We start from the raw sequence: 14,325 nt of genomic DNA on the forward strand, positions 1-14,325 counted from the left end.
TCAGGCACCTCCCTTGCGGCCGAACAGCTTCTTGCGGGTGCCCGGCAGCACCAGGGCGCCGGTGACCAGCACGGCGGTGACCAGGTTCAGGTCTTGCGCCTTGAGGCCGATGAACTCGCTGTTGAGCGCGAGCGCGATGAAGAAGCGGTACAGGATGGCGCCCAGCACCACGGCCAGCGTGGTGTACACCAGCCGGCGCGCCGGCAGGATGCTTTCGCCGATGATCACCGCGGCCAGGCCGATCACGATAGTGCCTATGCCCATGGAGATGTCGGAGCCGCCCTGGGTCTGCGCGAACAGCGCGCCCGCCAGTGCCACCAGGCCGTTGGACAGCGCCATGCCGGCCAGCGTGGCGCGGCCGGTGGCGATGCCCTGGGAGCGCGCCATGCGCGGGTTGGCGCCGGTGGCGCGCATGGCCAGGCCGAGCTGCGAGGAGAAGAACCAGTCGAGGCCGAGCTTGGCCACGATCACCACGACCAGCAGCAGTGCGGGGCGCAACATGTAATCCGGCAGCCAGTCAGGCTGCAGGATGGTGAAGATGGTGGATTCGGTGATCAGCGGCACATTGGGCTTGCCCATGATGCGCAGGTTGACCGAGTACAGCGCGATCATCATCAGGATACTGGCCAGCAGGTCCATGATCTTGAGGCGCACATTGAGCCAGCCGGTGACGAAGCCGGCAAAGGCGCCCGCCACGATCGCCAGCGCGGTGGCCACGAAGGGATCCTGGCCMGCGGCAATCAGCGTGGCCGCCACGGCGCCGCCCAGCGGGAAGCTGCCGTCGACGGTCAGGTCGGGAAAGTTGAGGATGCGGAAGGAAATCAGCACCCCCAGGGCGACGAGGCTGAAGATCAGGCCGATCTCCAGTGCACCCAGGATGGAAAAGAGGGACATGGGGAAATCCAGTTGCTGTTTCCGGCACGGGGGGCCGGATCTGAAACGCCTGGCGCGCCGCCCGGATCAGGCGGCGCGCCACGGGCGTTCCGGGGCGGGCCCGGGTAAGGCCGGCGGCGGGGCCAACCGCGCGCCAGGGCGCGCGGGGTCAGCGTGCCGTATTACTTGATGACGGTCTTCGCTTCCTTGATCAGCTCGGGCGACAGCGTCACGCCTTGCTTTTCGGCCGCGCCGGTGTTMACGAACAGTTCGAGCTTGTCGCTGGTCTCGGAGGCGATCGCGCCGGGCTTCTCGCCCTTCAGGATGCGCACCACCACCTTGCCGGTCTGGTGGCCGAGGTCGCCGTAGTTGATGCCCAGGGCCGCGATGGCGCCGCGCTTCACGCTGTCGGTGTCAGCCGCCACCAGCGGGATCTTCGATTCGTTGGCGACCTTGACCAGGGCTTCGTACGCCGACACCACATTGTTGTCGGTGTTGGTGTAGATCACGTCGACCTTGCCGATCAGGCTCTTGGCGGCGGCGCCGATGTCAACCGTGCGCGGTGCGGCGGCTTCCTTGAGCGCCAGGCCGTCCTTGGCCAGCAAGGCCTTCAGTTCCTTGACCACCACCACCGAGTTGGCTTCGCCCGGGTTGTAGACCATGCCCACGGTCTTGACCTTGGGCACCACGCGCTTGATCAGCGCAACCTGGCGGTCCAGCGGCAGCTTGTCCGACACGCCGGTCACGTTGGTGCCCGAAGCGCCCCAGCCCTTCACCAGCTGGGCAGCGACCGGATCGGTCACGCCGGAATACACCACCGGCACCGACTTGGTGGCGGCAACCACGGACTGGGCCGACGGCGTCGCGATGGCAACGATCACGCTGGGCTGGTCGCCGACGAACTTGCGGGCGATCTGGGCGGCGGTGCCGGTGTTGCCCTGCGCGCTCTGGTATTCCCACTTCAGGTTCTTGTCGGCGTCGTAGCCGGCGGTCTTCAGTTCGTCGCGCACGCMATCACGGATGGCGTCGAGCGCGGGGTGGTCGACGATCGAAAGCACCTTGACGGTCTGGGCCTGCACGGCGCCGCCGTACAGCAGCGCGAGGGCGACGGCGCTGCCCAGGATGGTCTTGGTCGATGTCTTCAGGCACTTCATGGTCTTGTTCTCCGCCGGATATGGGTTCTGGGTGGTAAGCCGCTGTTCGTTGTTGCCGATCAGGCTCGGTCCGCCGTCCTGACTGGCCGCCGACCGGATCCGGTCGGCACGGGCCAGCCGCTCCGTGGCGTGGCGAGCCGCCTGGCGGCGGGCAGGCGCCTCGCTGCGGCGCCACGGTTGCGACGGCGATAAGCCTGCGAGGATACCATTTTCGCCGCGCGATTTGCCCGGTTTGCCCCGTTCTAGTGCGTCGGTGGGGAGCAAGCCGGGCGCGGCAGGGGCTTACTGGGCAGGGTTGTGGATCGCGGCGTGGATGCGCTCGATACCCGCGGCGATGTCTGCCGAAAGCGGCACCTGCCAGGCATCGATGTTCTCGCGCAGTTGTTCCACCGAAGTGGCGCCGACGATCGTGCTCGCCGCGAACCAGCGCGAGTAGGTCCAGGCCAGCGCCAGCGTGGCCGGCGAGATGCCGTGTTCGCGCGCCAGCTTCACGTAGCGGGCCGAGGCGGCCAGGCTGTCCGGGCGCAGGTAGCGCGGGCTCCACTCGGGCGGGAAGCGCGTCAGGCGTCCCTGGGCCTGCGTGTCGAACACCGGCTGCTCGGGCGTGCCGCCGATGTATTTGCCGGTCAGCTGGCCGAAGGCCAGCGGGCTGTACACCAGCAGGCTCACGTCGGTGCGGAAGCAGGCCTCGTCCGTGCCTTGCTCGAAGCTGCGATTGAGCAGGTTGTACGGATTCTGGACGGTGGCGATGCGCGGCAGGCCGTGCAGCTCGGCCTGCTTGACGAACTCCGCCACGCCCCACGGCGTCTCGTTKGACACCCCCACGTAGCGGATCTTGCCGGCGCGCACCAGCTCGCCCATGGCTTCGAGCTGGGCCTGGACCGACGCGCATTCGCGCTCCTTGGCCGGGTCGAACTGCTTTTGCCCGAAGATCGGCGCGTTGCGGGCCGGCCAGTGGATCTGGTAGAGATCGATGTAGTCGGTCTGCAGGCGCGCCAGCGAGGCGTCCACGGCGGCGCGGATGCTCTCCGGCGTCAGGTCGCCGCCATTGCGGATCCACGGCATGCGCGCCGGGCCGGCGACCTTGGTGGCCAGCACGATGCGGTCGCGCTGCTGGCGCTTGAGCCAGCTTCCGACGATGCGCTCGGTGCTGCCGTAGGTCTCGGCGCGCGGCTTGACCGGGTACATCTCGGCGGTATCGATGAAGTTGATGCCGCGCGACACGGCGTAATCGAGCTGGTCGTGGCCTTCGGCTTCGGTGTTCTGCTCGCCGAAGGTCATGGTGCCGAGGCAGATGCGCGAGACCTGCAGGTCACTGCGGCCCAGACGGATGGTTTCCATGGCGTTCCTTGTCACGCTGAGGGTGGGGTGGACGAGTGCGAGGCGCAGACGATACGGCTACGGCAGTATGCCGGCGTGCGGCCGTGCGCGTMAGGCGCGCAGCGCGTCCGCGCATTCCTTGACCAGTGCCGGCCCGCGGTAGATCAGTCCGCTGTACACCTGCACCAGTTGCGCGCCGGCGGCGATCTTGGCGCGTGCGTCGGCGCCGCTGAAGATGCCGCCCACGCCCACGATGGGTACCGCGTCGCCGACCACCGCGCGCAGGCCTTCCACCACGCGCGTGGAAGCCGCGAACACCGGCCGGCCGGACAGGCCGCCGGCTTCCTCGCCGTGCGGCATGCCCTTGACCGCGTCGCGCGCGATGGTGGTGTTGGTGGCGATCACGCCGTCGATGCGGTGGCGGACCAGGGCGTCGCCGATATTGCCGATCTGGTCGGCATCGAGATCGGGGGCGATCTTGAGCGCCAGCGGCACATAGCGCTTGTGCTGGTCGGCCAGGCGCTGCTGCGCGTCCTTGAGCGTGGAGAGCAGGCTGTCCAGCTCGCTCGCGCCCTGCAGCTGGCGCAGGTTCTTGGTATTGGGCGAGGAGATGTTGACCGTGACGTAGCTGGCGTGCGGATAGACGCGCTCCAGGCAGTGCAGGTAGTCGTCCACCGCACGCTCGATCGGGGTGTCGGCGTTCTTGCCGATGTTCAGGCCCAGCACACCGCCCCTGGCTTTCCATTCGGACGCATTGACGTTGGCGATGAAGGCGTCCACGCCGCCGTTGTTGAAGCCCATGCGGTTGATCAGCGCATCGGCCTGCGGCAGGCGGAACATGCGCGGGCGCGGATTGCCGGCCTGCGCGCGCGGCGTCACGGTGCCCACCTCKATAAAGCCGAAGCCGAAGGCGGACAGCCCGTCGATATAGGCGCCATCCTTGTCCAGCCCGGCGGCCAGGCCGACAGGGTTGGGGAAGCGCACGCCCATCACGGTGCGCGGGTCGTCGGCGATGGTGTTGCCGAGGCAGCCCGCCAGCCCCAGGCGTTTGGCGCGCCGCAGGTTGTTCAGGGTGAAGTGGTGGGCATCCTCCGCATCCATCGAAAACAGGGCGGGGCGAAACAGGGGGTAGAGCGCGTTCAGCACGGGGAGTCAGCTTGGAAGTCGGGACCAGGCCGGCATTGTAACGGTTGAGCCGCCACCAGGCCTGCCGGGCCTGCCGGGTTTGCACAACGCCGCAGGCCGGCGCCTGGCTACCGGCCGGGCAGGTTCTCGCTTGCGCCGTCCTCGTCGCCGGGCTGCGACGGGATCACGGGTGCCGCCGTCGGCGAGCCCGGTGGCGCAGGGACGGGCGGCGCGTCGAACGAGCGCCACTGGTTGCCGGTCAGCACCTGGAGCGGCTGGTAGCGCGCCTTGTAGGCCATCTTGCGGCTGTCGGCGATCCAGTAGCCAAGGTAGAGATGGGGCAGGGCGAGTTCCCGCGCCTGCCGGATCTGCCACAGGATGTTGTAGGTGCCATAGCTGGCGCCCGTCTCCAGCGGATCGTAGAAGGTGTAGACCGAAGACAGTCCGTCGTCGAGCACGTCGATCATGCTGACCATGCGCAGGCGCCCGGCCTGCGGCGAGCCCGGCGGCTCGCGGAACTCCACCAGGCGGGAGTTGACGCGGCTTTGCAGCAGGAACTGCTCGTACTGGTCGCGGCTGTCCTGGTCCATGCCGCCGCCGGCGTGGCGCATCGACTGGTACAGCAGATATAGCGCGTAGTGCTCTTCGACGTAGGTCAGCGGCGCCACCAGCGCCTGCAGGTCCTGGTGCTGCCGCCAGGCGCGGCGCTGGCTGCGGTCCGGCTGGAAGCGGTCCACCAGCACGCGGCAGGGCGTGCAGGCGTGGCATTCGTCGCAGTAGGGCCGGTAGGTGAAGATGCCGCTGCGGCGAAAGCCGGCACGCACCAGCCGCGAATAGACGTCGGCATTGATCAGGTGGGCCGGGGTGGCTACCTGCGAGCGCGCCATGCGCCCGTCGAGATAGCTGCAAGCGTAGGGCGCAGTGGCGTAGAACTGCAGCGCGGAAAGGGGTAGTTCCTTTAGCTTGCTCATGTGTCTGCAACGGCCAGAGGTGAAACGGCAAGGCGGGGAAGCCGTCCGCGCCGCGCCCGCCGGGCTTGCGGCCAAGGCGCCGGGCGACCCGCTAGGCCTGGGCCGGATCCGCAGCCTGAGTCCAATGCTGCAGCACCGTCTTGTCGAAGCGCCACGGCACGATTTCCGGCTGGCGGGTGGCGATGCGCACATGCGCCGCGAACTCCGCGCGGGGAATCGGGCTGGCGCCGAGCGAGGCCAGGTGGTCGGTTTCCTGCTGGCAGTCTATCATCGCCACGCCGTGCATGCCGAGGAACGCGCATAAGGCGGCCAGTGCGATCTTGGACGCATCGGTGCGCCGCGCAAACATCGATTCACCGTAGAACATGCGCCCCAGCGCCACGCCGTACAGGCCGCCCACGCGCTCGCCGCGGTACCAGCTTTCCACGCAGTGGGCCAGGCCGTTGCGATGCAGTGCACCATAGGCGGCGATGATGTCTTCGGTGATCCAAGTGCCGTGCTGTCCGTCGCGGGGCGTGAGGGCGCAGGCCTGCATTACCTCGACGAAATCGACGTCGATGCGGATTTCCCAGTCCGGGTCGCGCAGCACGCGCTTGAGGGTCTTGCGGAAGGTGGCGGAGACGCGCAGCGCCTGCGGCGCCAGCACCATGCGGGGGTCCGTGCTCCACCACAGCACCGGCTGGCCCTCGGCGTACCAGGGGAAGATGCCTTGCCGGTAAGCCAGCAGCAGGCGCTGGGCCGACAGTTCGCGGCTGGCCGCGAGCAAGCCGGGCGCGTCCGTGCCCGGGCCGAGCGCACGCTCGACCGGCGGAAACGGATCATGCGGATCCAGCCAGGTGATCATGCAGGATTGACGGGCTTGCGGGCAGCGGGGGTTTGCCTCGGGATGGATGGACCAGGAATCAGGGCTCGACCTTGGCGCGGCTGGTAAGCGGGCGCATCGGCTTGTCGATATCCAGGCTGTGCAGGCGGAAGCTGCCGTCGGCCAGCCGGCCCGCGGCACGGTCGGCGAAGAAGCATCGCAGCGAGTGGATCACGGTGGGGAAGGCCAGTTCGTCCCACGGAACGTCCGCCTCTTCCACCAGCTTCACTTCCAGGCTTTCCTCGCCCGCGCTGATATCGAGATCCTCCAGCGTGGCCAGGTAGAACATGTGCACCTGATGGACATGCGGCACATTCAGGATCGAAAACAGTTCGCCGACCTGTACGCGCGCGCCGGCTTCCTCCAGTGTCTCGCGCGCGGCGCCCTGCGCGGTGGTCTCGCCRATTTCCATGAAGCCGGCCGGCAGCGTCCAGAAGCCATAGCGGGGTTCGATCGCGCGCTTGCACAGAAGGACCTTGTCCTCCCACACGGGAATGGTGCCGACCACATTGCGCGGGTTGACGTAATGGATGGTGCCGCAGCTCTCGCACAGGTGGCGCGGGCGCGAGTCGCCTTCGGGGATGCGCAGCACGACCGCATGGCCGCAGTTCGAGCAGAATTTCATGAGGGGCGTCCGGGAGGAATGGCGAAAGTGTATCACCGCCGACGGACGCTRCCGGGCGGTGGGATGCGCTGGGGCAGGGGGGATTCGGGAATGTCCGGATGCCGATGTAGATCGTCCGGCGCACAAAACAAAAAACGCCCGTGATGGGCGTTGTCTTGTGTCTCGACGACCGTTGCATCGAACTGCACGGCGTTGGTTRCGGGGGCAGGACTTGAACCTGCGACCTTCGGGTTATGAGCCCGACGAGCTGCCAACTGCTCCACCCCGCGTCCGTCGAAGAAAAAGATTATATGGTAATTCCTTTTGCATTGCAACACCCCAGTCACAATTTGGTGTCGGGGGGCGCAGCGGGAACGCCATGCAGGTTGGACTGCATGGCGCGGCGCGGCGCGGCGTTCACTCGCGCCGGGGCGCTGTCGCGGCCGGCAGCCAGGAGTCGGCGGGGAACTGGAAACTGTCGCGCTGCAACAGGTCGTCGCGCTGCCAGATGACGCGGTCGGGCCGCACGGTCAGCATCCAGGTGGTCGTCACGAGCGGGTGTGGTTCGGCAAAGGCGCGTGGCGTCAGGAGTGCCGCGCAGGGGCCGTGGCCGGGATCGCGCACCGAGGTATAGCGGATCATGCCGAGGCCGGCCTCGCGCGCTGAACGTGCCAGCGCATGGCAGGCATCGTAGTTGTCGGGGTCGGTCCATCTGGCCGCGTCTTCCGCGAACGGGGGCGCATCGAGTGCGATGCCGTCGGTGCGCACGCTGACCTGGAACAACGTGTGCGGACGCGCGTCGATGCGCGGCAGCGCGGGGCTGTCGCGCAGGAAGCGCCAGCGCCAGTAGCCAAGCTCGGCGCAGGCGGTGCGGATCTGCTMCGCGCCATAGAACACGCCCGGATCCTGCTCTCCACGAAAACGCGAGCCCCAGAGCGAAGGCGGGTAGCGGAACGGCGTGAACAGGAGATAGTGGAKGTGGCGCGCCTCGGCCGGCACGGCGGGCTTGCCGGCATCGAGCACGGCCTCCAGCACGGCCTGTTCTTCCAGGCTGTCGACCAGCGGCATGGTCGAGACCACGTGCTGCGCCTCCACCGCGCGCCAGAGCGTCAGCGCGAACGGCCGGCGCTCAGACGCGACCGCGGGTTGCATCCAGATAGTGGACGACACGTACCAGGCCCTCGGTAGTGCGGATCAGATCGCTCGGCTTGCCGCCGAGAGCCAGGTTTTCGTTGGCCAGCCAGAGGCGGGCCTGGTCGCTGTGGCCCAGGATGGCGTCGAGCGAGCGGAACAGGCGCACGAACAGCACGCCGAACTCCCACTCCTTGCGGTGCGAATCGAGCACGTAGCCGCCCGAAGCCATGCGCGACACCGATGCCGTGCTGATGCCCAGCACGCTGGCCACGCCTGCCTGGCTGATGCCCAGGAAGCCGGCCGCGCGCATGACGGCCTTGGTCAGGGTGGTGCCGGGATCCKGACTGGCTGCTGAGCCACGGTCAGGAATACGCTCGGATACATGGTCGGAAACTTGCCTGGTTTGCATCGCCTCGCTCCTGTTTCTTGAGAAACATTATAGGCGCCACGTTTCGCAAGGGAAGCACTAAACAACACCTTGCGGATAATCTCCCGGGAAGTCCCGGCGTGGTCCCTGCGTMTCTTGCGTACCCTGTCATTCGCTCAATAGGTCTCGATATGCAGGCGGCCCTCCGCCTTCATGGCCGCCTCCAGCTCCGKCCAGGGCAGGCCGGTGGCGGCGCAGGCGTGCGCGAACGCGTTCAGCACGCCTTCCTCCATGCCCTTGAGCCCGCAGATGTAGACATGGCCGTGCGGGTCGTTGAGCAACTCGCACACGCGCGCGCTGGCCTCGCGGATGGCGTCCTGCACATAGCGGCGGGGCTGGCCKGGATCGCGCGAAAAGGCGAAATGGATATCGAGAAAGCTCGGCGGCAACTTCATCAGCGGGCCGAAGTACGGCAATTCGCGCGCATTGCGCGCGCCGAAGAACAGCATGCGCTGGCCGGCGAAATGGTCCAGGTTGCGGCGCATCCGCTCGGTCATGGCGCGCATCGGGGCCGAGCCGGTGCCGGTGCAGATCATCATCACGCTGGCTTCGCGGTGGTTCGGCATCAGGAAGGTGCTGCCGAACGGGCCCACCACGCGCACTTCGTCGCCACGCGCCAGGTCGCACAGGAAGTTTGACGCCACGCCGGCTACCGGACGCCCTTCGTGATCCTGCAGCACGCGCTTCACGGTGAGCGCCAGGTTGTTGTAGCCGGGCCGCTCGCCGTCGCGGGGGCTGGCGATGGAATACATGCGGATGTAGTGCGGCTTGCCGGACGCATCGGTGCCGGGCGGCACGATGCCGATGGCCTGGCCTTCGAGCACGGGGAAAAAGTGCTGCCCGAAATCCAGCACGATGTGGTGGACGTCGCTGGAAGCGTCCTCGGCGGTCAGGCGGTAATTGCCGGCCACGACAGCCGCGACCGGCGCGCGCACGCCGTGCAGGTTCACATAGGGATGCGCGGCCGACCACGGCGCCCTCGGCGAGGCGTGGCGGCTGGTCTCTACCTGCTGCGCCAGCGCCTCCGGTGGCGCCACCGGCACGCCATCTGGCGCGGGCCCGTCCGGCTCCGCGGGGGCGCCCAGGTCCGCCGGCAACGGGACGCTTGCCGGCAGTTCATCCCACAGCAGCTGGGCTTCGACGGGATAGGCGTCACGCTTGGGCAGCAAACGCCAGTTGTCGATGGCGCCGGTCGGGCAGGGCGGCAGGCAGGCGCCGCAGCCGTTGCATACGTCGGCCCTGACCACGTAGTTGCGGTCGTCGTGGGTGATCGCGTCGATCGGGCAGGTGTCTTCGCAGGTATTGCAGCGTATGCAGATCTCGGGGTCGATCAGGTGCTGCTTGATGATGTCGGGGGCGCCCATCTCTTGTCTCTCTCGGTTTGGCGGCGGCGGCCGGTCTGCTGCCGCCGCTGCACCGCCCGTTTCCTGTACCGCCGGCCGGGTCRTCGCCCGGTCCGTCAGTTGAAGCGCACGTACTCGAAGTCCGCCGGCTGGCGGTTGACGCCCACCATCGGCGGCGCGATCCAGTTGGCGTACCTGCCGGGCTCGGTCACGCGCCCCATCAGCGAGGCCACGAAGGCGCGGTCTTCTTCCGTGGCCAGCCATTCACGCTCGCGGGCCTGCCATTGCGCCTCGGTCAGCAGTTCGCCGGACGGCGACACATGGACATTGGCGAAGCTGCCGATCTTGCGGTTGAAGGCCTTGTGCGGCACGGTCAGGCGGAAATCGATGCCGTGCTTCTCGATCACCTTGTTCCAGCGCGCGATGCCGCCCACGGAATCCTTGATGTAGTCATCGCGCAGCACTTCGTTGAGTGCGTTGAGCATGGGCACCTCGCGCTCGCCCAGGCGGCCGTCCCTGACGTCGAGGATGCGGTAGACATCGTTCTTCAGCACATGGTCGTCGTCGCGCTTGCCCTCCTCGAAGCGGCCCTTGAGCCCGGCGCTGTAGAAGGTGGCGGCGTTGGACGACTGGTCCGCGCCGAACAGGTCGATCGTCACGCTGTAGTGGAAGTTGAGGTAGCGCTGGATGGTCTGCAGGTCGATCACGCCGGCGGCGCGCACGTCGGCCGGATCGCGGATATCGCGCTCGCGCATGACTTCGCAGGTGCGCTGGATCACGCGCGAGACACCCGATTCGCCCACGAACATATGGTGGGCCTCCTCGGTCAGCATGAAGCGCGTGGTGCGCGCCAGCGGGTCGAAGCTCGACTCGGCCAGCGCGCATAGCTGGAACTTGCCGTCGCGGTCGGTGAAGTACGTGAACATGAAGAAGGCCAGCCAGTCGGGGGTGCGCTCGTTGAAGGCGCCCAGGATGCGCGGGTTGTCTTCGTCGCCGGAGCGGCGGCCCAGCAGGGCCTCGGCTTCTTCGCGGCCATCGCGGCCGAAATGGCGGTGCAGCAGGTAAACCATGGCCCACAGGTGGCGCCCTTCCTCCACATTGACCTGGAACAGGTTGCGCAGGTCGTAGAGCGAAGGGCAGGTCATGCCGAGGTGACGCTGCTGCTCCACCGAGGCCGGCTCGGTATCGCCCTGGGTGACGATGATGCGGCGCAGGTTGGCGCGGTGCTCGCCCGGGACTTCCTGCCAGGCCGCCTCGCCCTTGTGCTCGCCGAAATGGATGCGGCGCCCCGGGTCCGCAGGCTGCAGGAAGATGCCCCAGCGGTAGTCCGGCATCTTGACGTGCTCGAAATGCGCCCAGCCCGCAGGATCCACCGATACGGCCGTGCGCAGGTAGACGTCGTGCTGATGCGAGCCTTCCGGCCCCATGTCGCGCMACCAGTCGAGAAAGGCCGGTTGCCAGTGTTCKAGTGCGCGCTGCAGGGCGCGGTCGTCGGACAGGTTGACGTTGTTGSGGATCTTCTGGCTGTAGTCGATGCTCACGGGGGTCTCCATGTCTGCGCCGGCTTCTTGTGCGAGCCGGCTTGTAATGTCTGTGCGGGCCTACACGCGCTCGCKGTCGAAGCGGGCCTTGTTGCCGGTGCCGAATACCTTGAGGGCGCCTTGCTCGCCGACCGCGTTGGGGCGGTTGAAGATCCAGTTCTGCCATGCCGTCAGGCGGCCAAAGACGCGGGTCGCCATGGTTTCCACCGGGCCGAAGCGCAGGTTGGCCTCGAGCCCGGTCAGCGCATCGGGCGACAGGCTTGCGCGTTCCTCGATGGCGATGCGGATCTCGTCTTCCCAGTCGATGTCGTCCGGGGTGGCGGTGACCAGCCCGAGCGAGGCCGCGCTGAGCGCGTCGAGCGGCGCGCCGGCATGGCTGCGCACGGCTTCGATGGCGGCTTCGTCCTGGTAGAAGCGCGCGGCCAGGCGCGTGAGGCCGTTGGGCATCGGATAGCTGCCGAAGTTGGCGGCGCTGGCAAACAGGCGCGGCGCGTCGTCGGGCGCGTCGGGCAAATGCAGCATGTAGCTGCGATCGGCGGCCAGCGCCAGCTCCAGCAATGTGCCGGCAAAGCAGGAATCCGGCTCGATCAGGGCGAACAGGCTGCGCGAGGTGACGTCCAGGCGCGCCAGCGTGCGTCGCAGCATGCCGATGGTCTCGCGCACGAACCAGTGCCCGGCATGCGCCGCCAGCAGGGCGTCGCTGGCCAGCACCTGGCGCGGGTCGCCTTCGGTCTTGAGGATCCAGATGCCAAGGTCCAGGTGGTTGGCGCGCAGCGTGAGGATGGCGTCGTCCAGTTCGCGCGCCATCTTCAGCGGCCACCAGTCGGCCCCCGCGGCGACGATGGCTTCGATCGTCTGCGGCTGGTRTTTGCCGGGCCCGGCCACGGTCAGCGTMACCTTGCRGGCGGCGGGGTMCAGGTGGACCTGCACGGTGTCGTAGCGATAGCCGTGGGCATCCTGGCTGCGCGAGAGCGGCGTGAGCCGCACGCCGCGCTGGTTCGCGGGCCGGTCGCTGCCGGCGGCGAGCGCCAGGGCGCGCTGCTGCACGTATTCGGCGAAGCGGGCCGGCTTGACCACTTCATCGACCAGCTTCCAGTCGCGCGCGCGTTGCCCGCGCACCCCTTCGGTGGTGGTGCAGAAGATGTCGGCATGATCGCGCCGCACCCGGCGCTTGTCGGTGACGCGCGTCAGGCCGCCGGTACCGGGCAGCACGCCCAGCAGCGGCACCTCCGGCAGGCTGACGGCCGAGGCACGGTCGTCCACCAGCACGATCTCGTCGCAGGCCAGCGCCAGCTCGTAGCCGCCGCCCGCGGTGGTGCCATTGCAGGCGGCGATGAACTTCAGGCCGGAGTGGCGGCTGGCGTCCTCGATGCCGTTGCGGGTCTCGTTGGTGAACTTGCAGAAATTCACCTTCCACGCATGGGACGACTTGCCGAGCATGAAGATATTGGCGCCGGAGCAGAAGATGCGGTCCTTCGCGCTGGTGAGCACCACCGTGCGCACCTCGGGGTGTTCGAAGCGGATGCGCTGCAGGGCATCGTGCAGTTCGATGTCGACGCCGAGGTCGTAGGAATTCAGCTTTAAGGCGTAGCCGGGGCGCAGCCCGGCGTTCTCGTCCACGTCCATGGCGAGCGTGGCGACCGGGCCGTCGAAGGTCAGTTTCCAGTGGCGATACTGGGCCGGGTCGCGTTCGAACGTGACCGGTGTTGCCTGGTCACCGGATGGGGATGCGGACGCAGCGGTGTCGGACATCGTGGTCTCCTGTATGCATTATATTTTTKATCACCTTGTGCGATGAAATATAGTGCATTGAGACGCACGGCGCAATCCCGGGTCAGCCTTAGGCCGGCCGCGCACGCGCATGCTCAGGCGCCKATCAGCCGGAGTTGCGCGCGCAGCGTTTGCAGGGACGCGGCCGGATCCTGGCCGCTGGTGTCGATCGTCAGGTCGGCGCGGGAATAGAGTGGCGTGCGGGCCTGCAGGATGCGGCGCAGGTCGGCCATGGCTTCGCGGTTGCCTTCCATCGGCCGCATATCGCCCTGCGCCACCACGCGCGCCATGTGTTCCTCGGCCGAGGTTCTTACCCACACGGTGTAGCAGCGCGCCAGCAGCAGGTTGAACGTCGACGGCTCGGAGACCAGGCTGCCAGGCGTGGCGAGCACCATGCGGTCGTTGTCGCGCAGCACGCGTTCCAGCGCGCGCATTTCATAGCGGCGGTACGCGGCCTGGCCATAGAGCGAGTGGATTTCCGCCAGGCTGGCGCCGGCTTCCTGTTCGATGGCGCCGTTGAGTTCCACGAAGGGCACTTCCATGGCCTCGGCCAGGGCGCGTCCCAGCGTGGATTTGCCCGCGCCGCGCAGGCCGATCAGGGTGATGCGGCGGTGGCGCGCATCGTGCGATTCGGATGGCGCCAGCGCGTGGCGGCAGGCTTCGCGCACGCGCGCCAGGTCGCCCGCGGGCAGTTGCGCCAGCCATTGCACCAWCTGCGMGAACTCGGCGGCCGGCTGGCCGTCCTGTGCATGGCGGTTGTCGATCTCGGCCAGCACCACCGGCAGCGGCACGTCGAGCGCGCGCGCGACCTGGCGCAGGAGCAGCACAGACGCGTTGCCGGTGCCGGTTTCCAGGTTCGCCAGGTAGCGCTCCGACACCTCGGCGCCGCGCGCCAGGTCCTTGCGCGACATGCCGCGCGCAGCGCGCAGCGAGCGGATGCGCTCGCCCAGCTGGGTCAGGTAGGGGTCGCGCTCGCCGGGGTGGYGGGCGCCGGCGGGGTCGGGGGCCAGCAGGGGGTCAGGATCGCGGCGCATGGCGGGGCGGCAAAGGAGATGATGGAAGGCCGCCGGTTGCGGCGGGGTGGCGATTATAAGCGACACATTACTCGTGTCATATAGTGCATTTCTCTGCTTGCATAATAGTCGATATGCAATAAAATGCATTGTCAAAAGAAGCAGACAAGCACGCTGCCGAAAAAAAC

13 protein-coding genes and 1 tRNA gene are annotated in these 14,325 nt (G+C 67.8%); all 14 read right to left on the bottom strand.

The annotated features are described in order from the left end of the window. The 14 genes from AC1DKV_RS24090 to AC1DKV_RS24155 all read right to left on the bottom strand — a co-directional run bounded on the left by AC1DKV_RS24090 (nt 1) and on the right by AC1DKV_RS24155 (nt 14,158). On the bottom strand, nt 1–894 hold the full coding sequence (locus AC1DKV_RS24090; RefSeq protein ID WP_441616092.1) for an ABC transporter permease: 894 nt from the start codon (nt 892–894) through the stop codon (nt 1–3). Between the two features lie 161 nt (nt 895–1,055). Beyond that, nucleotides 1,056–2,027 (bottom strand): ABC transporter substrate-binding protein, encoded by a 972-nt coding sequence (locus AC1DKV_RS24095; RefSeq protein WP_477138149.1) that lies wholly within the window; start codon nt 2,025–2,027, stop codon nt 1,056–1,058. A 282-nt stretch (nt 2,028–2,309) separates the two neighbouring features. Then, on the bottom strand, nt 2,310–3,368 hold the full coding sequence (locus AC1DKV_RS24100) for an aldo/keto reductase (RefSeq protein ID WP_441616088.1): 1,059 nt from the start codon (nt 3,366–3,368) through the stop codon (nt 2,310–2,312). A 57-nt stretch (nt 3,369–3,425) separates the two neighbouring features. Next, the gene (locus AC1DKV_RS24105; RefSeq protein WP_477138150.1) at nt 3,426–4,493 is read right to left on the bottom strand and encodes a quinone-dependent dihydroorotate dehydrogenase; all 1,068 of its coding nucleotides are present in this window, start codon (nt 4,491–4,493) and stop codon (nt 3,426–3,428) included. A gap of 107 nt (nt 4,494–4,600) precedes the next feature. Continuing rightward, on the bottom strand, nt 4,601–5,443 hold the full coding sequence (locus AC1DKV_RS24110; RefSeq protein WP_441616084.1) for an arginyltransferase: 843 nt from the start codon (nt 5,441–5,443) through the stop codon (nt 4,601–4,603). Between the two features lie 91 nt (nt 5,444–5,534). Continuing rightward, nucleotides 5,535–6,287: a leucyl/phenylalanyl-tRNA--protein transferase gene (aat, locus tag AC1DKV_RS24115; protein WP_441616082.1), complete on the bottom strand. Its 753-nt coding sequence runs from the start codon at nt 6,285–6,287 to the stop codon at nt 5,535–5,537. 58 nt (nt 6,288–6,345) lie between these two features. After that, nucleotides 6,346–6,930 carry an NUDIX hydrolase gene (locus AC1DKV_RS24120; RefSeq protein WP_477138151.1) on the bottom strand — a complete coding sequence of 195 codons (585 nt, stop codon included), beginning with the start codon at nt 6,928–6,930 and terminating at the stop codon, nt 6,346–6,348. Nucleotides 6,931–7,123: 193 nt separating this feature from the next. Beyond that, a tRNA-Met gene (locus tag AC1DKV_RS24125) sits at nt 7,124–7,199 on the bottom strand. Between the two features lie 127 nt (nt 7,200–7,326). Next, nucleotides 7,327–8,079, bottom strand: coding sequence for an RES family NAD+ phosphorylase (locus AC1DKV_RS24130; protein WP_477138152.1), 753 nt, complete (start codon nt 8,077–8,079; stop codon nt 7,327–7,329). Further along, nucleotides 8,039–8,452, bottom strand: coding sequence for an antitoxin Xre/MbcA/ParS toxin-binding domain-containing protein (locus AC1DKV_RS24135; protein WP_477138153.1), 414 nt, complete (start codon nt 8,450–8,452; stop codon nt 8,039–8,041). Before AC1DKV_RS24135 ends, AC1DKV_RS24130 begins: the two co-directional genes overlap by 41 nt. A 134-nt stretch (nt 8,453–8,586) precedes the next feature. Continuing rightward, nucleotides 8,587–9,834 (bottom strand): benzoyl-CoA 2,3-epoxidase subunit BoxA, encoded by a 1,248-nt coding sequence (boxA, locus tag AC1DKV_RS24140; RefSeq protein ID WP_477138154.1) that lies wholly within the window; start codon nt 9,832–9,834, stop codon nt 8,587–8,589. Between the two features lie 95 nt (nt 9,835–9,929). Next, a complete protein-coding gene (boxB, locus tag AC1DKV_RS24145; protein ID WP_477138155.1) occupies nt 9,930–11,366 on the bottom strand; it encodes a benzoyl-CoA 2,3-epoxidase subunit BoxB in 1,437 nt (478 codons plus the stop codon). A 48-nt stretch (nt 11,367–11,414) separates the two neighbouring features. Next, nucleotides 11,415–13,106: a 2,3-epoxybenzoyl-CoA dihydrolase gene (boxC, locus tag AC1DKV_RS24150; protein WP_477138156.1), complete on the bottom strand. Its 1,692-nt coding sequence runs from the start codon at nt 13,104–13,106 to the stop codon at nt 11,415–11,417. Between the two features lie 113 nt (nt 13,107–13,219). Beyond that, entirely contained in the window at nt 13,220–14,158 is a 939-nt protein-coding gene (locus AC1DKV_RS24155; protein ID WP_477138157.1) for a helix-turn-helix transcriptional regulator, read from the bottom strand. Nucleotides 14,159–14,325 lie beyond the last annotated feature (167 nt).

The sequence above is a fragment of the Cupriavidus sp. 05T41 genome, assembly GCF_056396525.1.